Genomic DNA, 21,622 nt, shown 5'->3' with positions numbered 1-21,622 from the left:
GCCACGCAAAAAAGAACCGCCCGGAGGCGGTTCTCTAAACAGGTATGCAGTTGGTATTTATTTGGCGGACCAACCGTCTTTCAGGGTGACTATGCGGTTGAACACCGGCTTGCCCGGCTGGCTGTCGACCCGGTCGGCGACGAAATAACCGTGCCTTTCAAACTGGAAGCGCTGGTCGGGCGCGGTATCTTTCATGCCCGGCTCCAGGTAGGCGGTCACGGTTTCCAGGGCGTTCGGATTCAGCGCGGCCAGGAAATCCTTGCCGCCGGCGTCAGGCTGCGGGTCGGTGAACAGGCGGTCGTACAGGCGGACTTCGGCCTCCAGCGCGGTGGCCGCCGAGACCCAGTGGATGTTGCCCTTGACCTTGTAGGTGTCGGAACCCGGGGTGCCGGACTTGCTGTCCTCGAAGTACTTCACGCGCACGGCGGTGACCTTGCCGTTCTCGTCCTTGTCGTAGCCGGTGCATTCGGTCACGAAACCGTGGCGCAGGCGCACGCGGCTGCCGGGCTGGTCGCCGATCGGCGGGTAGTAGCGGAAATAGCCCTTGCTCGGCGCTTCCATGAAGTCCTCTTCCTCGATCCACAGCTCGCGCGTGAAGGGGAAGGTGCGCACGCCCATCTCCGGGTGGTGCGGATGGACCGGCGAAGTGCAGGCTTCGCTTTGGCCGTCAGGATAGTTTTCCACGATCAGCTTGAGCGGGCGCAGCACGGCGGTGGCGCGCGGCGCTTTCGGGTCCAGGTCTTCGCGCAGGCAGCCTTCCAGCGTGCTCATGTCGATCCAGCCGTCCGACTTGGTCACGCCGATGCGCTCGCAGAACAGCTGGATCGCTTCCGGCGTGTAGCCGCGGCGGCGCAGGCCGACGATGGTGGGCATGCGCGGATCGTCCCAGCCGGTCACCACTTTTTCGTCCACCAGCTGGCGCAGCTTGCGCTTGGAAGTGATCACGTAGGTCAGGTTCAGGCGCGAGAATTCATACTGCTTCGGCACCGGCAGCTTGAAGAAGCCGCCCGCCGACAGGGTTTCCAGCAGCCAGTCGTAGAACGGGCGGTGGTCCTGGAATTCCAGCGTGCAGACCGAATGGGTGATGTTTTCCAGCGCGTCCGAAATCGGGTGCGTGTAGTCGTACATCGGGTAGATGCACCAGGCGTCGCCGGTGCGCACGTGATGCTCGTGGCGGATGCGGTAGATCGCCGGATCGCGCATATTCATGTTCGGCGAGGACATCGCGTCTTCGCTGATCTTGGCGCGCAGGATGTGCTCGCCATTCGCGTACTTGCCGGCCTTCATGTCGCGGAACATCTGCAGCGATTCGGCGCGCGGGCGGTCGCGGAACGGCGAGTTCTTGCCGGGGGTGTTGAAATTGCCCCGGTTGGCCGCCATGTCGTCGGCGCTCTGGCTGTCCACGTAGGCGTAGCCTTGCTCGATCAGGTATTCGGCCATGGCATACAGCTGGTCGAAGTAGTCCGACGCGTGGTGCAAATGGTGCTCGACGCCGGACGGGCCTTGCCAGTCCCAGCTGAAGCCCAGCCATTGCACGCTGTCCTTGATGGTGTCGACGTATTCCTGTTCTTCTTTTTCCGGATTGGTGTCGTCGAAGCGCAGGTGGCAGCGGCCGTTGTAGTCGCGCGCCAGGCCGAAATTCAGGCAGATCGATTTGGCGTGGCCGACGTGCAGGTAGCCGTTCGGCTCCGGCGGGAAGCGCGTGATGACGCCCGGCAGGCCGTCACGGGCGTGCGCGCCGGAAGCCAGGTCGGCTTCGATGATGGCGCGCAGGAAGTTGGACGGCAATGCCGGTGCGGCAGGGGCGGTATTTTTTTTGTCGTTGCTCATGTAAGCGGCAGGGAAAAGGGGGCTAATTCCAGGCATTTTACCGTACCGAAGCGGCCCGGCGGGACGGCGGATGCTTTTCTATAGGATAATTCGTCTTTGCATCACGGCATACAACCCTACGGAGTTTCCCAAATGGAAAATTTATATAACGTGCTGGGTGTGGCGCCTAACGCCTCTGACGAGGAAATCAAGAAGGTTTACCGGTCGCTGGCCATGCGCTACCACCCGGACCGCAATCCCGCCCCCGGGGCCGAAGTGCGCTTCAAGGCCATCACCAAGGCCTACGAAATCCTGTCGGACCCGGTCAAGCGCGAGGAATACAACCAAAGCGTGAACCACCGCATCATTATCGACCCGGAAGCCGAAGCTTACCAGCTATGGCGTTCCGTGTTCGGCCTGCACGGCGTGAACCTGCCGGCAGCGTAGTCTAGAAAAGAGAACAACATGAGCAGAAGAGTACATCCCGAATTCGCCTACCAGTCGCGTGAGCTGGAAGGCCAGATCGAAGGCATCCTGGGCGACCCGCCCGACCACAAGAACTACAAGATGATGCTGAACGCGCTGATGTCGGAGTACGCCGGCGGCGGCGGCATCGAGGACGTCAACATGATGGCGTTCGCGCTGGTGGACGTGATCAAGTTCGACAACCCGAAAGCGCTGCTGGCCGAAGCGCAGGACTATGAAGAGGGCGACCCGGCGCGCGTGTTCGCGCTGGTGTCGGCCGCCGACGGCGAACCGGCCAGGATGCTGGCCGCCATCGAACAGAATTTCCCGGACATCGGCCGCCAGGCCATTATCACGGCCTGCCTGCACAAGCACCCGCGCCTGTGGGACGACGACGATACCTCGCTCGAGCAGCTGGCGGCCGGCGATGACGGCGACGACCAGGACGATTACGACGAAGCAGGCGAAGCCACCGACGACTTCGCCCAGATGTTCGACCAGGAAGGAGACCGCTGATGACTGACAACGCATCCAACAGCAACCTGCCCGCGCTGAGCAAGCAGGTGACCGAACTGGTGCTGGCCGGCTCGCTGGGCCACGCCGAGCAAGCCTTTGCCGAAGCGGCCGACCAGTTCGGCGACTACGCGGTGACCGAGGTGCTCAACGCCATCCCGCCGCAAGTGACCGCGCTGCACCTGGCCGGCTTCGACGGTGGCAAGATGTCGCTGGCAACCCTGCTGGTGCCGCCCAAGGCCTGGGCCGACAGCCTGGCCTTCTTCGCCGCCACCTTTCCCGACGACCTGATCGAAGACGACCCGGAGCGCCTGGCCGAGCAGCTGTTCGCCCACATCCACGGTGTGGTGTTCTCCACCGAGGACGAAGCGCGCCGCGAAGAGCTGCTGCAGGCGGCATCGGCCACCGACCATGGCTGCACCGCATTCGCCGTGCTGTTCTCGATGGCGCCCAAGGAAATCCTGGAAGTGGCCGGCGAGATTATCTCGAAAGGTCCCTACGTGAGCGGCCTGACCTCGGCCGACAATGACGTGGTGCCGCTGGCCGTGGCGCTGGCGCAAGCCAGCGAAGACGGCTGGGACCGCGCGCTGTTCGAGCTGTTCCCGGACTTCCGCCACAGCGCCGACCTGGCCGACGCCGAGTTCAGCGATGACCCGGACGACGAGCCGAAGTTCCTGCAGCGCAGCACCAAGGAACTGCTGTACCGCCTGCGCAAGCAAGTGCCGAGCACCCGCAGCGCACCGAAAGCGGCCAGCACGCGCCGTTCCATCGGCACGGGGATCTTCTCCTGATGCTGCCGGCTTTAGTCAAGGAAAGCCTGCCGCGCCTGGTGCGCGCCATCAAGCTGCTGCCGGGCGACGGCCGCCCGGACGCGGCGGTCATCCTGGCCGACGAGTTGACCGGCATCACCGCCATGGTGGCCGAGAAATTCACCAACGACCGCACCGCCGACGGCATCGCGCGCGCGCTGCAGCTGGCGGTGGGCGGCGTGTCGCTGGGGCTGGAGCAGGTGCTGAGCGTGGACAGCGACGCGGCGGCGCTGGATTTCCTGGTCGATAACGGCGCCGAGGCGGCCTTCCAGGCCGGTTTCCGCCTGATCAAGGACCTGGCCGCCATGCCGGAGGACTCGCTGGTGGGCGAATACGACCAGGACCCGGTGTATGCCCAAAGGCGCTTGCGCGACTTGTTTGTCGATATCTGCCTGGCCGACCCGAACCAGAACTGGAACGGGCATGAGCGCTACCAGGTGCTGCTCAAGCAGCGCAAGGAAGTGCAGGCCATCGTACGCCTGGCGGGCTGGCTGCGCCGCCACCACGACAACGGCCCGGTGACGGACACCGACCTGAACGCCGAAGGCGTGATCGCACTGGCCATCATCTTTGCGGTGGAAGGCGGCGGGCGCATCGTGGCGCGCACCGGGCAGAAGGAGTTCGAACGCTTCGTCAAGGCGGTGCGCAAGGCCAAGCCGGACTTCGAGGCGGGCTGGGCCGCACTGGTGGCCAAGGTGCCGGTGCAGCACCACGCGGTGCTGCTGGACCGCATTGCCGTCTACCGCAGCAATTGCACGGTGCTGCAGCATATCCCGGGCCGCACCGCCATGAAGACCCTGTTCGCCGAGCTGGAGAATTACGCCGGCTCCGAACTCGAAGCCGACTACGGCTAGGCCATGAGCTTGCGCCTGCACCGCCGCAGTGCCGGCTGCCGTCCTGCGGTGGCTAGGCGGACGCGGGCGCAGGCAAGCGCGCTGGCCCTGGCGCGGTTGCTTGCCGTGATGCTGGCGCTGGCGCCCGCGGCCACGCCCGCGCAGGCAGCTCCCGTCCCTGCCGCGCCCGCCCCAGCGGTGCAAACCGTGCGCCACCAGACCCCGCAGAACAACTTCGACGCCAGCCTGTTGCGCATGCTGGCACTGGCGCTCGACAAGGCGCCCGGCGCCTATGCGCTGGAGCAGTGGGGCGGCCGGATGGAGCGCGGCCGCTCGGTGCAGGAAGTCATGCTCGGGCGCAATCTCGACGTGCTGTGGGCGGTGACCACGCGCGAGCGCGAGCGGCAGATGCGGCCGGTGCGCATACCGCTGGACAAGGGATTGTCCGGCTGGCGCCTCGCCCTGATCATGCAGCAGCACAGCGCCCGTTTCTCCGCCGTGCGCCGGCTGGACGACTTGGCCGACTTCACGGCGGGACAGGGCTACGGCTGGGCAGAGGGCCAGATCTGGCGCGCCAACGGATTGCCGGTGGTGACCGGCAACAGCAGCGAAAGCCTGCACGCCATGCTGGCCGCCGGCCGCTTCGACTATTTCCCGCGCGCGCTGGGCGAAGCGGTGCGCGAGTCCGACCAGTTCGCCGCCCGCGGCATCGTGGCCGCGCCGGGCTTCGTGCTGCACATGCAGTCGGCGGTCTATTTCTTCGTCAACAACAACAACCACGCACTGGCCGCCGCGATCGAGCAGGGCTTGCGCAGCGCGATGCAGGACGGCTCCTTCGACAAGCTGTTCCGCGAGCTGAACGACAGCGCCATCGAGCGCGCCAGGCTGGCGCAGCGGCACGTGATCGAGCTGGCCAATCCCGAACTTCCGCCGGAAACCCCGCTGGCCGACAAAAGCCTGTGGTTTGTGCCGGAGCGCGTCCGCAGCGAGGCCGCTAACGAGGTTCGGCCTCCTCGGCAGCGGCCCGCGCCAGTGCAATGAAGCCCTGCACCAGCGCGCCGTGCGCGTCCTTGCGCTGTGCCAGCGAGAGCACGGTGCTGGCGTCCGGGCCGGCCAGCGGCCGGTAGCAGGCCCCTTCCATGTGGATGCTGTCGAATGAACCCGGCAGCACCGTGATGCCGCAGCCGGCCGCCACCAGTCCGATCATGGTGGAGGCTTCGCCCGCTTCCATCGCGATGTCCGGCGTGAATCCCGCCTCCTTGCACAGCCGGTGAATCTGCGGGTAAATGCCGGTGCCGGCCGTTTTCGGGTACATGATGAACGGCTGGCCCTGCAGGTCGCGGATCGCCACCTTCTCCTTGAGCGCCAGCGGCGAGCCCTCCGGCAACACGGCGATCAGCGGGTCGTGCCGCAGCACCGTGAGGCTGACCGCGTCCGGCAGCGCCGTTTCCGGCGGACGCACGAAACCCAGGTCCAGTTCGCGGTTTTCCAGCATGGCAATCTGCGGCAGCGTGGCCAGTTCGCGCAGGGTCAGCAGCACGTCCGGGTAACGCGCCCGGTAGCGGTTGATGACAGTGGCGAACAGCGGCGTGAAGGGCGTGGAGAAGGTGAAGCCGATGCGCAGCTCGCCCGCCTCGCCGCGCTGGGCCCGGCGCGCCGTCAGCTTGGCTTGCTCGGACAGCGCCAGCACGCGGCGCGCGTCATCCAGGAACAATTTTCCGGCCTCTGTCAGCCGCACCCAGCGCTTGGAGCGCTCCAGCAGCTGCGCGCCCACCTCGGCTTCCAGGGCCTGGATCTGCTGGCTCAGCGGTGGCTGGCCGATGTGCAGCCGCTCGGCCGCACGCGTAAAACTCAGCTCTTCGGCGACGGCGATGAAGTAGCGCAGGTGGCGTAATTCCATGATTGTTATCTGTTTTAAGTATTACTAACGTCTTAAATATATATTGGACAGTAATACAGCGCAATCCTAAGATGATGCCATCATTCATCAGCCAGGCCATCATCATGGGCATCGCAGCAGGCTCTCCCACGTTTAAACGCACCAACCGCGCGCTGTTCTTCAGCGGCTTCTCCTGTTTCGCCCTGCTGTACAGCGTGCAGCCGCTGATGCCCCTGCTGGGGCGCGAGTTCGCGCTGACAGCGGCGCAAAGCAGCCTGGCCTTGTCGGTCTCGACCGCCGCGCTGGCGGTGTCGCTTCTGCTGTCGAGCCTGCTGTCCGACCGCATCGGCCGCAAGCCGCTGATGGGCGCGGCGCTCACCATCGCCGCGCTGATGACGGTGTTGTGCGCGGTGGCGCAGAACTATGGCCAGTTCCTGGTCATGCGCGCGCTGCTCGGCTTCGCGCTGGGCGGCATGCCGGCCGTGGCCATGACGTACCTGAGCGAGGAAATCGAACCCGGCTCGCTGGGCCTGTCGATGGGCTTGCTCATTGGCGGCAACGCCTTTGGCGGCATGGCCGGGCGCATCCTGGTGTCGGTGATGAGCGACTTCTTTTCCTGGCGCGTGGCGATGGCGGCCATGGGGGTGGCCGGCCTGCTGGCGGCGGCCGAGTTCTACCGCAGCCTGCCGCGCTCGCGCAACTTCCGCCCCGCCGAGGGCGGCCTGGCCGAGCTGGGCAACGGCCTGCGCCGCCAGTTCACCGACGACGGCATGTCTTGGCTGTTCGGCATGGGTTTCCTGCTGATGGGCTGCATGGTCAGCGCCTACAACTTCATCGGCTTCCGCCTGCTGGGCGAGCCGTTCGGCCTGCGCCAGAGCGTGGTCGGGGCAATTTCCCTGTTCTACCTGTTGGGCATGTTCAGCTCGGTGTGGGCCGGCCGCCTGGCCGACAAGCTGGGCCGCCGCCGGGTGCTGTGGTGGCTGCTGCTGGCCATGCTGGGCGGCATGCTGGCCACGCTGAGCGGCCAGCTGGTGCTGATGTTCGCGGGCCTGGCGCTGTTCACCTTCTGCTTTTTCGCCTCGCATTCGGTGACCAGCAGCTGGGTGGGGCGCCGCGCGCAGTCGGCCTCAGCGATGGCCTCGGCGCTGTATCTGTTCTTCTACTACCTCGGCTCGGCCGTGATCGGCTGGCTGGCGGGTGTCGCCTGGGGCCTGGCGGGCTGGGCCGGCGTGATCGGCCTGCTGGGCAGCGCCCTGGCGGGGGCCTTGCTGATCGCCCTGCGCCTGCGCAATTTGGCGCCGGCCGCGCCCGCAGGACCGGCCCAGCTGGCGGCGGCCTGATGGCGGCTTGAAGGCGGCTTGATGGCTGCAGATGGCGGCCGGGGGCAGGCCGGCGCCGTCAGGGGCAGTTGCTGTAGCGCGGCCCGCTGTTGCCGCCCACGCCCCCACCGCTGCTGGGGTCTGCCATGCTGATGCAATAAGTGCCCTGCGCAGTGCGGATCTGGTAGACACGGGTGCGCGCGCCGGGCGCCGAAATCTCCGACACCTTGGCCGCCTCGTACCACTTCGGCTTGACGGCCTGGTGCGCGGCCTCGAAGGCGGCGTCGATTTTCCCTCTTATCGTATCCTTGGCAGGCGGCAGCGGCGCCAGCTTGCCCTGGCGCAGTTCGTTGTCCACTTTCCCCGCGTTGTACAAGGTCAGCCGCAGCAATTCGGCTGCGGGCATGGGCGGCGCTGCCGGCTGAGCCGACAGGTCGCCGATAACCGGTTCGCTGCCCGCAGCCGGGGCGGACGGCAAGGCCGCCGGCACGGTGTCGGCCGTGACGGTGACCGGCTGCGCCGCCGTGCTTGCCTCGCTGCTGGCGGCAGCGCTGGCTGGCACTGGCCGGAGCGGCACGGCGATGGCGCCCGGCGCCCGGCTGCTTGCCGCATGCGCCGGCACGGTGCCGGGGACATGCCTGGCCTTGGGCGCGGCGGGCAGTATCCACGTGATGGCCTCACGGTCCGCGCTGCGTACCGGACTGACGGCATGCTGGCGCGCGAGCAGGGCGGCCAGCAGCGCCACGTGCAAAAGCGTGGTCAGCAGCAGGGCGGGGCGGGAGCGCGTCATGCGGCGTGCGCCACGCTGCTATTTTTCACGCGGGCATTCCTTGATGCGGTATGGCGACCCGTCCGCCGGATGGTAGACGCAGTAGCGGCCGCCGGCGTTCTTCACTTCATACACGCGGTCGCCACCCATGCTGGTCATGGGCACGGCCAGTTCGCGGATTTGCGGCGCGTGGTACCACTTGCGGGAGGCGATGCTGGCCTTGTCGAAGGTTTGATCCAGCTTCTCCTGGCGCAGGCTGTCCGCGCGCAGCGGGAGGGGCTGGCCGTTGCGCAGTTGCTTGTCGATGCTGCCGGCCTGCTGGCGCGCCATGCGCAGCAGCTCGTCGGCTGCGGGCGCAGCTTCAGCGGCAAGTGCGGCGGCACGCGGGGCGGCAGCCTCGGCCTGGAGCGCTGGCGTCGCGCTACCGGCGGCAGGCGTGGCGGACACGATGGCGGCGGGGGCGGATTCGGCGCCTGCCGCATGGCCGCGCGGCGCGGCAGCGGGCTGCCTGGGCGGCGCCTCGGCCGGCGGCAAGGCGGCGGGCAGGGTGGGCAGCGCAGGCAGTGCGCGCAGCCACACCAACGCTGGCCGGTCCTGGTCCGGCGTACCGGGGACGTGCGGCGCAGGGCGCGCCAGCGCCGCCCAGAGCAGCGCCAGATGCAGCGCCGCCGTCAGCAGCAGGCCGGACTTGTCGCGAGGTAATCTTGTCATTTTTAAAATGTAACGCGGCCAGCGCCGAGCTTACCATAAATGTAACAAGTGCTTACACCTTCGGTGGGGCGGCGGCTTGAGGCCGCTCAAGCGCAGGACGGCAACTTTAGGCTGAGTTCGCTGTCCAAAGCGGACAGGCACCGTGCCTGCTCACCGCAAGGAGGAGACCATGCTGCAAGAGTATGAAATACGGCAACGATTCATTCGGGTGGGACGCGCCATCGGCGAGGCGGCGCAAGCGTGTTCGGCGGAACGCAACCTGCCCGGCGAGCTGCGCGACTGCATCCACAAGCTGGACCGGCAAGCCGACGCCGCCCACCAGGTGCTGGAACCGTACGACGTGACGCGCTTGCGCAAGATGGTTGATGCGCTGGAAGTGCTGGGCGAGCGCGCACAGCGCGTGTGCCGCAATATGCCGGCGCTGACGGCGCAGATGCGCAGCGCGGTCCAGCATGTGCATGACGAGCTGGCTGAGCTCAAGCACGATCTGCGCTGAGCTCGGGCGCGGCGCTGCGGCGCTTCGTGCTGGCGGCGGGCACTGGGCGCGCCCGCTGACCCGCCCAGCGGCCGGCCGGCGAGGGCGCCGCCCCGCGTTACAGCACGCCTTTGCCTTTGAGCGAGCCGATCTCTTCGGCGCTGCGTCCCAGCAGTTCGCGCAGCACCTCGTCGGTGTGCTGGCCCAGCAGCGGCGGGGCGCTGCCGCCGTCGGTGGGCGTGGCGGACAGCCGCATCGGGCTGCGCACCAGCTTCACCTTGCCGGCGGTCGGATGCGGCGCTTCCGTCACCATGCCGCGCGCCTGCACCTGGGGATTCCGGTACACGTCGCCGATGTCGTTGATCGGACCGCAGGGCACGCCCACCGCCTCCAGCTGTTCTATCCACTCGGCGCGCGACCTGGTTTTCACCATCTCGGCCAGGATGGGCACCAGCTCGTCGCGGTTTTGCACGCGCAGCGGGTTGGTGGCGTAGCGTTCGTGAAGCGCCAGCTCGGGGCGCCCGCCCGCTTCGACGAACTTCTGGTACTGGCCGTCGTTGCCGGTGGCGACGATGATGTAGCCGTCGCTGCAGGCGAAGGTCTGGTAGGGCACGATGTTGGGATGCGCGTTGCCCCAGCGCTTGGGCGCCTTGCCGCTGTTTAGGTAGTTGCTGCCCATATTGGCCAGCATGGCCACTTGCACGTCCAGCAGCGCCATGTCGATGTACTGGCCTTCGCCGCTGCGGTCGCGGTGCATCAGCGCGGCCTGGATGGCGATGGTGGCATACATGCCGGTCATCAGGTCCACCAGCGCCACGCCGGCCTTCTGCGGGCCGCCGCCGGGCAGGTCGTCGCGCTCGCCGGTCACCGACATCAGCCCGCCCATGCCCTGGATCAGGAAGTCGTAGCCGGCGCGGTGCGCGTAGGGGCCGTCCTGGCCGAAGCCGGTCACCGAGCAGTACACCAGGTCCGGCTTGACCGCCTTTAGCGACTCGTAGTCCAGGCCGTAGCGTTTCAGCTGGCCCACCTTGTAGTTTTCCAGCACCACGTCCGACTGCGCCGCCAGTTCGCGGATCAGCCGCTGGCCTTCGGCGCTGGCGATGTCCACGGTCACCGAGCGCTTGCCGCGGTTGGCGGCCAGGTAGTAGGCCGCTTCGGTGGTGTCGCGGCCGTCCGCGTCGCGCGCGTAGGGCGGGCCCCAGGCGCGGGTGTCGTCGCCGCTGCCGGGACGCTCGATCTTGATCACGTCCGCGCCCAGGTCGGCCAGGTTCTGCGAGCACCAGGGGCCGGCCAGTACGCGGCTCAGGTCCAGTACGCGGATGTGGCCCAGGGCCTTGTTCACGGTCATCACTTCCACCTCGTCGCAGTTAGCAAGAGCGCCAGCTTAACGTCTTGTGGTATGTTTTGAATACAAGAGAAGCGACATGCGTTTTCAACATCAACCAGGGCATGCAAAGAGGAATCCATGTGGCCTTACCCTAAAGTTCTCGCCCACCGGGGCGGCGGCACGCTGGCGCCGGAAAACACCATCGCGGCGCTGCGCTGCGGCCTGGCCTATGGCTACAAGGCGGTGGAGTTCGACGTGATGCTGTCCAAGGACGGCATCGGCGTAGTCATGCACGACCCGGATTTCGGCCGCACCGTGGCCGGGGAGGGCAACGTGGCGCGCACCGCGGCGTCCGACCTGGTGCGCAAGGACGCCGGCGCCTGGTTCGGGCCGCAGTTCGCCGGCGAGACCGTGCCGCTGTTTACCGAATACATCGACTACTGCCGCTCGCAGGGCATCTGGATGAATATCGAGATCAAGCCGGTGCCGGGCTTCGAGCCAGAGACCGGGCGCTGGGTGGCGCAAAAAACCCGCGCCCGCTTCAGCCAGGAGCTGCGTGCCGGCGAGCTGAAGAGCGTGCCGCTGCTGTCCTCCTTCAGCATGGCCGCGCTGGCCGCCGCGCGCCAGGCCGCGCCGGAGGTGCCGCGCGCCTGCCTGTTCGACACCATTCCAGGCGACTGGCGCGAACAGGCCGCCGCACTGGAGGCGGTGGCCATCCATACCAACCACACGCACCTCACGCCCGAACTGGCGCAGGCCGTGAAGGCGGCCGGCTACGGCTTGTTCTGCTATACCGTCAACACGCCCGGGCGCGCCAGCGAGATCCTGGGCTGGGGCGTGGACGGCTTTTGCACCGACCGCGTCGACCTGATCGGCGCGGGCTTTGCCTGAAGCCGGTTTCATATAAAAATCCAATCCCCGTTTGTGAGTATTGGTGAGTTTCCTGCGCACCACAGCCACTAAGCTGATTGCATGTGGCAGGAGGCTGGCATGGGCACTGTGGAAGAAAGTCAGCAAGCCGAGCTGGTATGCCGGCTGTTCGAAGCGGCCGTCGAGCCGCAGCGCTGGCAGGGCGTCAGCGCGCAGATCGCGCAGGCCTTCGATGCCGGCAGCGGCGCCCTGATGGTGCTGCGGCCGCGCGCCGCCGCCACGCTGCTCGACGCCACCGGCAACTTCGCCGGTGCGCCGGCGCTGGCCTACCAGCAGCATTACCGACGGTGCGACGTGTGGACCGAGTCGGCCTGCCTGGCGGCGCACCGCGGCGCGCGCATCGGCGCCGAACTGGTGCCGGAGCGCGCTTTCCAGCGCACCGAGTTTTACGCCGATTTTTGCCGCCCGGCCGGCATCTACCACGCGCTCGGTTGCGTGGTGCAGTTGCCGGATGACGAACTCGGCCTGCTGGCCGTACACCGTGCGCGCGCGCAGCGCGCCTTCACGCAGCAGGACAAGCAGCGCCTGGCCCGGCTGGTGCCCTATTTCGAACGGGCGCTGGCCTTGCGCGCCACGGTGCGCCAGGCCGGCCTGCCGGAACAGTGCAGCATGGCCGCGCTCGACTGCATCGGCGCCGCCGTGTTCCTGCTCGACGCGCAAATGCGTCTGCTGCACGCCAACGCCGCCGCCGCCGCGCTGCTGGGGCGCGACAGCGCCTTGCGCCTGTGCGGTGGCATCTTGCTGCAGGACGGGGCCGCCGGCGCGCAGTCGCTGGCGCGCGCAGTGCAGGCCGCCTTCGATCCGCTGCGCTGCGCCGGCCCGGTGTCGCTGCAGGTGGCGCGGCGCCGCGGCCCACCGCTGCTGCTGGCCGTGGCGCCCTATCTGCCGCCGGCCGGCCTGCCGTGGCGCCAGCCCTGCGCCATCGTCATGGCCTGCGAGCCGGGCGCGCAGCGCCTGTCGCGGACGGTGCTGGGCCAGCTGTTCGGCCTGACGCCGGCCGAGGCCGGCGTGGCGCAGGCGCTGGCGCACGGCGAAGCGCTGGACGGCATCGCCGGCGCGCTGGAAATCAGCCCCCACACCGTGAAAACCCATTTGCAGCACCTGTTCCGCAAGACCGGCACCCGGCGCCAGGGCGAGCTGGTGGCGGTCCTGCACGGCTCGCCCGCCGGGCTGCTGCGCAACGCCGCCGTGCCGGATGCGCTCTCATCCGTTTAGCCGATGCCGGGCGGCGGGGCGCGGCCTAGACTGGGTTGGCAGTCTGGTCCACAACAGGGGAATAATATGAACAAGATGACGAACCACAAGATGTTGAACCGCATGGCGGGGCTGCTGCTGGCCGCTGCCGCGTGGGGCGCGGGGGCGCAGGCGCTGCCCGGCGGCGAGCGCGTAACGGTGCCTGGTCCGCTGCTCAAAATCGAACTGCCCGCCAAGCCTTACCGGATGGACCGCGACCGCTTCGAGGAACTGCGCGGCGCCTATCAGCTGTCCAACGGCCAGACCTTGTACCTGACCCGCAGCGGCTACACCATGTACGCCGAAATCGACCGGCAGGGCCAACATCCGGTGATCGCCTCCGGCCGCAGCGCCTTCGTGGCCACCGACCTCAAGCTCAAGGTGCGGATCGACTGGAAGGACGACGGTTCGGTGGGCGGGGAAGTGGTGATGGTGGTGCCGCACCGCGACCTGGCCAGCGGCGCGGTGACGGACGTGCTGGTGGCGCTGGCCATGGACTAGCGCCATTAGAAGCGCTCGAAGCTGCCCTGGTCCGGTTCCCAGTCGGCCGCCTGCAGCGGCGCGCCCTGCACTGCGCGCAGGCGCGGGCCGTGCCCTGCCGCCGGCGACTGGCGCGCATGGCGGGCCGGCTTGCGCGCGGCGGGCTTGCCGTGGCCGGTGTTGAAAAAACCCATGGTGCTTTGCAAGTCCTCGGCCTGGGCGCTCATTTCCTCGGCGGTGGCGGCCAGCTGTTCCGAACCGGCGGCGTTTTGCTGGGTGGCCTGGCTGAGCTGGCTGACCGCCGAATTGATCTGTGCCAGCCCGGTCGACTGCTCTTCGGAGGCGGCGGCAATCTCCTGCACCAGCCCCGAAGTGCGCTGGATGTTGGGCACCATCTGGTTCAGCAGCTTGCCGGCCCGCTCGGCCAGGTCCACGCTGCTGCCGGCCACCTCGCCGATTTCCTGCGCCGCGATTTGCGAGCGCTCGGCCAGCTTGCGCACCTCGGCCGCCACCACGGCGAAGCCCTTGCCGTGCTCGCCCGCGCGCGCCGCCTCGATGGCCGCGTTCAGCGCCAGCAGATTGGTCTGGTAGGCGATGTCGTCGATGATGACGATCTTGCGGGCAATCTGGCGCATGGCGTCGACCGTGCCGCCCACCGCGTTGCCGCCTTCCACCGCTTCGGCGGCCGCCTGGCTGGCCATGCCGTCGGTGACGCGGGCGTTTTCCGTGTTCTGCGCCACCGAGGCCGTCATCTGCTCGACCGAGGCGCTGGTTTCCTCCACGCTGGCGGCCTGCTCGGTGGCCGCCTGCGACAGCGATTGCGCGGTGCCGCTGACCTGTTCCGAGGCGCTGGCCAGCGCGTCGGCGCTGCTGTTGACCCGGCCGACCACGTCGGCCAGGCGTTCGACCATGTTTTTCATGCTGTAAAGCAGGCTGCCCTGGTCGCCGGCCCGGGTTTCGATCTGCACCGTCAGGTCGCCCTCGGCCACCCGGTTGACCACGCCGGCCGCGTAGCCGGGGTCGCCGCCCAGCTGCTTCAGCGTGTTGCGCAGGATGAGAATGCCCAGCGCCGCCACCAGCAGCGCCGCCCCTCCGAAGATGATGGCCATATTGCGCTGCGAGGCGGCGATCGCCTGCGCGGTCTCGGCGTTGGCCTGCTCGGCCACCTTGACGTTGAGATTGACCAGCTTGTCCAGCGCGGCCTGCACGGCGGCCACGTGCGGCGCCACGTCGTTGGCGGCCTGGGTGAATTCGTCCGTTGCCAGCTTGATGCCGGCCGGGTCGCCGCCACGGGCCAGCCGGTCGGCCGCGGCGATCACGCGCTCGCCGCCCTTCAGGCGCAAGTCCCAGGCCGCCAGGAATTCCTTGTACAGCACCGCTTCCTCGGCGGTCTGCGGCAGCGGGTCGTAGATCTTGCGGCCGGCCGCCACCTCGGCGAAGCCGGCCCGCATCACGTCGGCCTGGGCGGCGATTTTCGGCATGGTGGCGGGGTTTTCCAGCAGGCGGAACACCGTCAGCGCGCCGATGCGCACTTCCCGGTTGCCCAGCTTCATCTGGTACAGGCCGGCGATGGACGGCATGCGCACGTCGGCCACCTCGGCGAATCCGGCGCGGGCGCTGTTCAGGCCGGCCAGTCCGGCCGCGCCCACCAGCGCCACGGCCAGGATGGCCAGCAGCAGCAGCAAAATCAACTTAGTCCGAAGCAAGAGATTATTCAGCATGACAGCCTTTCGCAGGAGGTGGGGCGTACTGGGTGGATTTCAGTATAAGGAATATCGGGCCATGGGAGCGGGCGCTTTGTTGCCCTTGTCGCAAGACGGCAACGCCCGGCGGCCCGCCCCGGCGCCGCGCTCTGATTTCCCGGCCGCTACATCACGTATAATCAACCCTTTGCACCAGCCAGCAACTTAACCAATACGACATGAAATCATCTGAAATCCGCGAGAAGTTCCTTAAATTCTTCGAGTCCAAGGGTCACACGATCGTCCGTTCCAGCCCGCTGGTGCCAGGCAATGACCCCACCATGCTGCTGACCAACTCCGGCATGGTCCAGTTCAAGGACGTGTTCCTGGGCCTGGACAGCCGCCCGTATTCGCGCGCCACCACCGTGCAGCGCTGCGTGCGCGCCGGCGGCAAGCACAACGACCTGGAAAACGTCGGCTACACCGCGCGCCACCATACGTTCTTCGAAATGCTGGGTAACTTCAGCTTCGGCGACTACTTCAAGCGCGACGCCATCCAGTACGCCTGGGAACTGCTGACCAAGGTCTACCTGCTGCCGGCCGACAAGCTGACCGTCACCGTCTACATCGAGGACGACGAAGCCTACGACATCTGGGCCAACGAGATCGGCGTGCCGAAAGAGCGCATCATCCGCATCGGCGACAACAAGGGCGCGCGCTACGCCTCGGACAACTTCTGGCAGATGGCCGACGTTGGCCCGTGCGGCCCGTGCACCGAGATCTTCTACGACCACGGCGCCGACATCTGGGGCGGCCCGCCCGGCTCGCCCGACGAAGACGGCGACCGTTTCATCGAAATCTGGAACCTGGTGTTCATGCAGTTCAACCGCGACGAAGCGGGCGTGATGCACAAGCTGCCGAAGCCGTGCGTCGACACCGGCATGGGCATGGAGCGCCTGGCCGCCGTGCTGCAGCACGTGCACAGCAACTATGAAATCGACCTGTTCCAGGCCCTGATCAAGGCCGCCGCGCGCGAAACCGGCGCCACCGACCTGGAAAACAAATCGCTGCGCGTGATCGCCGACCACATCCGCGCCGCGTCCTTCCTGATCGTCGACGGCGTGATCCCGAGCTCGGAAGGCCACGGCTACGTGCTGCGCCGCATCATCCGCCGCGCGCTGCGCCACGGCCACAAGCTGGGCCAGACCAAGCCGTTCTTCTACAAGCTGGTGGCCGACCTGAACGCCGAGATGGGCACCGCCTATCCGGAGCTGAACGAAGCCGCCGCCCGCGTGGCCCAGGTGCTCAAGGCCGAGGAAGAGCGTTTCGGCGAAACGCTGGAACACGGCATGAAGATCCTGGAAGCGCAGCTGGCCAAGGACGGCAAGAAGCTGGACGGCGCCACCGCCTTCACGCTGTATGACACCTACGGCTTCCCGCTGGACCTGACCGCCGACATCTGCCGCGAACGCGAAGTGACGCTGGACGAGGCCGGCTTCCACGCCGCCATGGAGCAGCAGAAGAAGACCGCCAAGGCGGCCGGCAAGTTCAAGATGGCCGCCAACGTGGAATACACCGGCGCGAAGAACAAATTCGTCGGCTACGACCAGCTCAGCTTCGACTCGACAGTGGTGGCCCTGTACGCCAACGGCGCGCCGGTGCAGGAACTGAAGGCGGGCGAGCAGGGCATCGTGGTGCTGGACACCACGCCGTTCTACGCCGAATCGGGCGGCCAGGTGGGCGACCAGGGCGTGATCCTGAGCGCCGGCGCCAAGTTCGAGGTGGAAGACACGCTGAAGATCCAGGCCGACGTGTTCGGCCAGCACGGCGTGCTGGCCAGCGGCGCCCTGAAAGTGGGCGACGCCGTGTCGGCCCTGGTGGACGAAGAGAAGCGCGGCCGCACCATCCGCAACCACTCGGCCACCCACCTGATGCACAAGGCCCTGCGCGAAGTGCTGGGCGCGCACGTGGCGCAGAAGGGCTCGCTGGTCGATCCGGACAAGACCCGTTTCGACTTCAGCCACAACGCGCCGCTGACGGCGGAAGAGATCGCCAAGATCGAAACCATCGTCAACAAGGAAATCCTGGCCAACCACGCCACCCAGGCGCAGCACATGTCGTTTGACGACGCCGTCAAGCATGGCGCCATGGCGCTGTTCGGCGAGAAGTATGGCGACGAAGTGCGGGTGCTGGACATCGGCTCGTCGAAAGAGCTGTGTGGCGGCGTGCACGTACACAGCACCGGCGACATCGGCCTGTTCAAGATCATCGGCGAAGGCGGCGTTGCGGCCGGCATCCGCCGCGTGGAAGCGGTGACGGGCGAGGGCGCGCTGGCACTGGTGCAAGGCATGGCGCGCAAGCTGAACGAAGCGGCCGCCGCGCTGAAGGCCAACCCGGAAGAGCTGACCGCCAAGATTGTTGCGGTGCAGGACCACGTCAAGTCGCTGGAAAAGGAACTGGCCGCGCTGAAGTCGAAGCTGGCTTCCGGCCAGGGCGACGAACTGGCCACCCAGGCTGTGGAAGTCAAGGGCATCAAGGTGCTGGCGGCAACGCTGGAAGGGGCCGACGTGGCCACCCTGCGCGAGACCATGGACAAGCTGAAGGACAAGCTGAAGACCGCCGCCATCGTGCTGGCCAGCGTGGTTGACGGCAAGGTTTCCCTGATCGCCGGCGTGACCGCGGACGCCACCTCCAAGGTCAAGGCCGGTGAACTGGTGAACTTTGTTGCACAGCAAGTGGGCGGAAAAGGCGGCGGACGCCCCGATATGGCGCAGGCCGGCGGCACTGATGCTGCGGCGTTGCCGGGCGCTTTGGCGGGCGTTGCAGCATGGGTGGAACAGCGCGCCTGAGAGTGAAAAGCAAGTAAATTGGCGGCCCGCGCGCGAGTGCGGGCCGTTAACTTAATGACTTCTCTCGTTGTGAACTTGCAACGAGAGAGGAACTATTTTGGTGCACCGCGTCACAACTGCAGAATTGGAGTAGACTGTGCAGGACTGGTCAACCAATTTTGCGGGATTTTGATGAGCGCTACCCTAGTTGATACCGAAATCATGGAATTTCAAAAAGAACTCGACGCGCGGGGCTTGAACTGCCCGCTGCCGATTCTGAAGGCCAAGAAGGCCCTGGCCGAACTGCAGAGCGGCGAAGTGCTGCGCATCATGGCAACCGATCCCGGTTCCGTGCGCGACTTCCAGGCCTTTGCCAAACAGACCGGCAATGCGCTGCTGTCGCACGCGCAATACGGCACGGAATTCGTCTTTCTGATGCAACGCAAGTAAAAGTCCAGTAAGCTGTATTCTTTGAGCGGGGAGCCGGGCTGGCTTCCCCCGTCCGCAGGCTCTCCACGATCATGGGTGCAAGATGAAAATTAGACGTTTTCCACTACCAAAAAAACGCACGATCGTGCTTTAATTCAGCCTGGTGATTGAATTTCTCATATAATCTAGCCCACCTATCAGTTCACACTTTATTAATTTTCCCAAAGGCAGAGCTATGAAAGTCTTGGTACCCGTCAAACGCGTGGTCGACTACAACGTCAAGGTGCGCGTCAAATCCGACGGCACTGGCGTAGATATCGCCAATGTCAAAATGTCGATGAACCCGTTCGATGAGATCGCACTGGAAGAAGCGACCCGCCTGAAAGAAGCCGGCAAAGTCACCGAAGTGGTGGCCGTGTCCTGCGGCGTGGCCCAGTGCCAGGAAACCCTGCGCACCGGCATGGCCATCGGCGCCGACCGCGGCATCCTGGTGGAGACCGCGACCGAACTGGAACCGCTGGCGGTGGCCAAGCTGCTCAAAGCGCTGGTCGACAAGGAACAGCCGCAGCTGGTGATCCTGGGCAAACAGGCGATCGACGACGACTCCAACCAGACCGGCCAGATGCTGGCGGCCCTGCTGGGCTGGCCGCAAGCGACCTTCGCCTCGAAAGTGGTGCTGGAAGACGGCAAAGCGACCGTGACGCGCGAAGTGGACGGCGGCCTGGAAACCCTGGCGCTGACGCTGCCTGCCATCATCACCACCGACCTGCGCCTGAACGAGCCGCGCTACGTGACGCTGCCGAACATCATGAAGGCCAAGAAGAAGCCGCTGGACACGGTCAAGCCGGAAGCGCTGGGCGTCGACGTGACCCCGCGCCTGAAGACCCTGAAAGTGGCCGAGCCGGCCAAGCGCTCGGCCGGCATCAAGGTTCCGGACGTCGCCACCCTGGTCGCAAAACTGCGCACCGAAGCTAAAGTAATCTAAAGGATAAATCATGGTCGCATTAGTTATCGCAGAACACGACAACGCCAGCCTGAAGGGCAGCACCCACCACACCGTCACCGCAGCCGCCCAGTGCGGCGGCGACGTGCACGTGCTGGTGGCCGGTTCCAACGCCGCCGCCGCCGCTGCGCAAGCGGCGCAGATCGCCGGCGTAGCGAAAGTGCTGCTGGCCGACGCCGCCCACTTCGCCGACGGCCTGGCCGAGAACGTGGCCGAGCAGGTGCTGGCGGTTGCCGGGGCTTATTCGCACATCCTGGCGCCAGCCACCGCCTACGGCAAGAACATCCTGCCGCGCGTGGCCGCCAAGCTGGATGTGGCCCAGATCTCGGAAATCACCAAGGTCGATGCGCCCGACACCTTCGAGCGCCCCATCTACGCCGGCAACGCCATCGCCACCGTGCAGTCGTCCGATAAAGTCAAAGTCATCACCGTGCGCACCACCGGTTTCGACTCGGCCGCCTCGACCGGCGGCTCGGCCGCCACCGAGACCATCGCCGCCGTGGGCGACAACGGCAAGTCGGCCTTCGTCGGCCGCGAGCTGGCCAAGTCCGACCGTCCGGAACTGACCGCCGCCAAGATCATCGTTTCCGGTGGCCGCGGCATGGGCTCGGGCGAAGCGTTCAAGATCCTGGAACCGCTGGCCGACAAGCTGGGCGCGGCCATGGGCGCATCGCGCGCCGCGGTGGACGCGGGTTACGTGCCGAACGACTGGCAAGTGGGCCAGACCGGCAAGATCGTGGCGCCGTCGCTGTACATCGCGGTCGGTATCTCCGGCGCCATCCAGCACCTGGCCGGCATGAAGGACTCGAAGACCATCGTCGCCATCAACAAAGATCCTGAAGCGCCGATCTTCTCCGTGGCCGACTACGGCATCGTGGGCGATCTGTTCGACATCGTGCCTGAACTGGTCAAAGAACTGGGTTAATCCACACGTTTAGTACCGAGGCCACGCGGGTAAGGCATTGCGCCGCCGCGTGGCCTTTTTCTTGGAGAGAAGAAGATGAGCTATCAAGCCCCCCTGAAAGACATGCTGTTCGTGATGAACGAACTGGCCAACCTGCAAGGCGTGAGCCAGCTGCCCGGCTGCGAGGACGCCAGCCCGGAAACGGCGGAAGCCGTGCTGGAAGAAAGCGCGAAATTCGTCGCGGGCGAAATCGCGCCGCTGAACCACGCCGGCGACAAGGAGCCGAGCTACTGGAAGGACGGCAACGTCTTCACCTCCAAGGGTTTCAAGGAAGCGTTCAAGCAGTTCGCCGAGGCGGGCTGGCAAGGCCTGCAGCATCCGGCCGACTTCGGCGGCCAGGGCCTGCCCAAGCTGGTCGGCACGCCATGCGTGGAGATGCTGCACGGCGCCAACCTGGCGTTCGCGCTGGTGGCGCTGCTGTCGGACGGCGCCATCGAAGCGCTGCTGACCGCAGGCAGCGACGAAATGAAGGCGACCTATCTGGAGCCGCTGGTGACCGGCAAATGGACCGGCACCATGAACCTGACCGAACCGCAAGCTGGTTCCGACCTGGCCGCGGTGCGCACCCGCGCCGTGCCGCAGGACGACGGCACCTACAAGATTTTCGGCACCAAGATTTTCATCACCTACGGCGAGCACGACATGGCCGAGAACATCATCCACCTGGTGCTGGCGCGCACGCCGAACGCGCCGGAAGGGGTGAAGGGCATCTCGCTGTTCATCGTGCCCAAGTTCATGGTCAACGCCGACGGCTCGCTGGGCGCGCGCAACGACGCGCATTGCGTGTCGATCGAGCACAAGCTGGGCATCAAGGCCAGCCCCACCGCCGTGCTGCAGTTCGGCGACAACGGCGGCGCCATCGGCACCCTGGTGGGCGAGGAGAACCGCGGCCTGGAATACATGTTCATCATGATGAACGCGGCCCGCTTCGGCGTAGGCATGCAGGGCATCGGCCTGTCCGAGAACGCCTACCAGCAGGCCGTGGCCTTCGCCAAGGACCGCGTGCAGTCGCGCGACCTGGCCGGTTCGGCGGGCCCGGTGGCTATCATCCACCATCCGGACGTGCGCCGCCTGCTCATGAATATGCGCTCGCAGACCGAGGCGGCGCGCGCGCTGGCCTACGTCGGCGCCGCGCTGTACGACGCGGCGCCCCACCAAGACGAC

The 21,622-nt window shown here is 66.7% G+C and carries 21 protein-coding genes; 15 read left to right on the top strand and 6 right to left on the bottom strand.

Annotated elements, in window-relative coordinates:
* Positions 1–57 precede the first annotated feature (57 nt).
* Positions 58–1,830 (bottom strand): glutamine--tRNA ligase/YqeY domain fusion protein, encoded by a 1,773-nt coding sequence (locus AC6H42_RS25950; RefSeq protein WP_057153579.1) that lies wholly within the window; start codon positions 1,828–1,830, stop codon positions 58–60.
* Positions 1,831–1,962: 132 nt separating this feature from the next.
* On the opposite strand from AC6H42_RS25950, the gene AC6H42_RS25945 reads away from it, so the two are divergent.
* From AC6H42_RS25945 to AC6H42_RS25925, 5 genes are read left to right on the top strand one after another with little or no spacing between them, the layout of a single operon-like run.
* Positions 1,963–2,256, top strand: coding sequence for a DnaJ domain-containing protein (locus tag AC6H42_RS25945; protein WP_057153580.1), 294 nt, complete (start codon positions 1,963–1,965; stop codon positions 2,254–2,256).
* Between the two features lie 18 nt (positions 2,257–2,274).
* Positions 2,275–2,790: a hypothetical protein gene (locus AC6H42_RS25940; protein WP_497549289.1), complete on the top strand. Its 516-nt coding sequence runs from the start codon at positions 2,275–2,277 to the stop codon at positions 2,788–2,790.
* Positions 2,790–3,578: a hypothetical protein gene (locus AC6H42_RS25935; RefSeq protein ID WP_497549288.1), complete on the top strand. Its 789-nt coding sequence runs from the start codon at positions 2,790–2,792 to the stop codon at positions 3,576–3,578. Before AC6H42_RS25940 ends, AC6H42_RS25935 begins: the two co-directional genes overlap by 1 nt.
* Positions 3,578–4,450, top strand: a complete 873-nt coding sequence (locus AC6H42_RS25930; protein WP_057153583.1) for a hypothetical protein — start codon at positions 3,578–3,580, stop codon at positions 4,448–4,450. Before AC6H42_RS25935 ends, AC6H42_RS25930 begins: the two co-directional genes overlap by 1 nt.
* A gap of 3 nt (positions 4,451–4,453) precedes the next feature.
* Positions 4,454–5,470, top strand: coding sequence for a transporter substrate-binding domain-containing protein (locus AC6H42_RS25925; RefSeq protein ID WP_497549287.1), 1,017 nt, complete (start codon positions 4,454–4,456; stop codon positions 5,468–5,470).
* On the opposite strand, the gene AC6H42_RS25920 is transcribed toward AC6H42_RS25925, so the two are convergent.
* A complete protein-coding gene (locus AC6H42_RS25920; RefSeq protein WP_057153585.1) occupies positions 5,424–6,329 on the bottom strand; it encodes a LysR substrate-binding domain-containing protein in 906 nt (301 codons plus the stop codon). The genes AC6H42_RS25925 and AC6H42_RS25920 overlap by 47 nt on opposite strands.
* Before the next feature lie 71 nt (positions 6,330–6,400).
* Here AC6H42_RS25920 and AC6H42_RS25915 point away from each other — a divergent pair, with 71 nt between their 5' ends.
* Entirely contained in the window at positions 6,401–7,648 is a 1,248-nt protein-coding gene (locus tag AC6H42_RS25915) for an MFS transporter (protein ID WP_497549286.1), read from the top strand.
* 58 nt (positions 7,649–7,706) lie between these two features.
* Here the strand turns inward: AC6H42_RS25915 and AC6H42_RS25910 are convergent, their stop codons facing one another.
* Together AC6H42_RS25910 and AC6H42_RS25905 are read right to left on the bottom strand one after the other, a co-directional pair.
* Positions 7,707–8,417 carry a hypothetical protein gene (locus AC6H42_RS25910; RefSeq protein ID WP_497549285.1) on the bottom strand — a complete coding sequence of 237 codons (711 nt, stop codon included), beginning with the start codon at positions 8,415–8,417 and terminating at the stop codon, positions 7,707–7,709.
* Positions 8,418–8,435: 18 nt separating this feature from the next.
* On the bottom strand, positions 8,436–9,107 hold the full coding sequence (locus tag AC6H42_RS25905; protein WP_497549284.1) for a hypothetical protein: 672 nt from the start codon (positions 9,105–9,107) through the stop codon (positions 8,436–8,438).
* 169 nt (positions 9,108–9,276) lie between these two features.
* Here AC6H42_RS25905 and AC6H42_RS25900 point away from each other — a divergent pair, with 169 nt between their 5' ends.
* A complete protein-coding gene (locus AC6H42_RS25900; protein ID WP_057153588.1) occupies positions 9,277–9,603 on the top strand; it encodes a hypothetical protein in 327 nt (108 codons plus the stop codon).
* Positions 9,604–9,700: 97 nt separating this feature from the next.
* Here the strand turns inward: AC6H42_RS25900 and AC6H42_RS25895 are convergent, their stop codons facing one another.
* Positions 9,701–10,930, bottom strand: coding sequence for a CaiB/BaiF CoA transferase family protein (locus tag AC6H42_RS25895; RefSeq protein WP_057153744.1), 1,230 nt, complete (start codon positions 10,928–10,930; stop codon positions 9,701–9,703).
* A 117-nt stretch (positions 10,931–11,047) separates the two neighbouring features.
* Between AC6H42_RS25895 and ugpQ the strand changes: the two genes are divergently transcribed.
* The 3 genes from ugpQ (at position 11,048) to AC6H42_RS25880 (ending at position 13,573) form a co-directional block, all read left to right on the top strand.
* Positions 11,048–11,800: a glycerophosphodiester phosphodiesterase gene (gene ugpQ / locus AC6H42_RS25890; RefSeq protein WP_497549283.1), complete on the top strand. Its 753-nt coding sequence runs from the start codon at positions 11,048–11,050 to the stop codon at positions 11,798–11,800.
* A gap of 99 nt (positions 11,801–11,899) precedes the next feature.
* On the top strand, positions 11,900–13,054 hold the full coding sequence (locus AC6H42_RS25885; protein ID WP_057153590.1) for a helix-turn-helix transcriptional regulator: 1,155 nt from the start codon (positions 11,900–11,902) through the stop codon (positions 13,052–13,054).
* 66 nt (positions 13,055–13,120) lie between these two features.
* A complete protein-coding gene (locus tag AC6H42_RS25880) occupies positions 13,121–13,573 on the top strand; it encodes a hypothetical protein (protein ID WP_057153591.1) in 453 nt (150 codons plus the stop codon).
* Between the two features lie 5 nt (positions 13,574–13,578).
* On the opposite strand, the gene AC6H42_RS25875 is transcribed toward AC6H42_RS25880, so the two are convergent.
* Positions 13,579–15,273, bottom strand: a complete 1,695-nt coding sequence (locus AC6H42_RS25875; protein ID WP_057153592.1) for a methyl-accepting chemotaxis protein — start codon at positions 15,271–15,273, stop codon at positions 13,579–13,581.
* Between the two features lie 200 nt (positions 15,274–15,473).
* Between AC6H42_RS25875 and alaS the strand changes: the two genes are divergently transcribed.
* The 5 genes from alaS to AC6H42_RS25850 all read left to right on the top strand — a co-directional run.
* The gene (gene alaS, locus AC6H42_RS25870) at positions 15,474–18,083 is read left to right on the top strand and encodes an alanine--tRNA ligase (RefSeq protein ID WP_057153593.1); all 2,610 of its coding nucleotides are present in this window, start codon (positions 15,474–15,476) and stop codon (positions 18,081–18,083) included.
* 201 nt (positions 18,084–18,284) lie between these two features.
* Positions 18,285–18,512, top strand: a complete 228-nt coding sequence (locus AC6H42_RS25865; RefSeq protein ID WP_056403241.1) for a sulfurtransferase TusA family protein — start codon at positions 18,285–18,287, stop codon at positions 18,510–18,512.
* A gap of 214 nt (positions 18,513–18,726) precedes the next feature.
* On the top strand, positions 18,727–19,476 hold the full coding sequence (locus AC6H42_RS25860; RefSeq protein WP_497549282.1) for an electron transfer flavoprotein subunit beta/FixA family protein: 750 nt from the start codon (positions 18,727–18,729) through the stop codon (positions 19,474–19,476).
* Positions 19,477–19,486: 10 nt separating this feature from the next.
* Positions 19,487–20,419: an electron transfer flavoprotein subunit alpha/FixB family protein gene (locus AC6H42_RS25855; protein ID WP_497549281.1), complete on the top strand. Its 933-nt coding sequence runs from the start codon at positions 19,487–19,489 to the stop codon at positions 20,417–20,419.
* A 75-nt stretch (positions 20,420–20,494) separates the two neighbouring features.
* Positions 20,495–21,622 (top strand): acyl-CoA dehydrogenase family protein (locus AC6H42_RS25850; RefSeq protein WP_497549280.1); only part of this gene is annotated, 1,128 nt, incomplete at its 3' end.

It is taken from the genome of Massilia sp. NBRC 108631 (genome assembly GCF_059704565.1).
The sequence above is the reverse complement of the archived record's forward strand: the minus strand, read 5'-3'. Positions and strand labels throughout refer to the sequence as shown.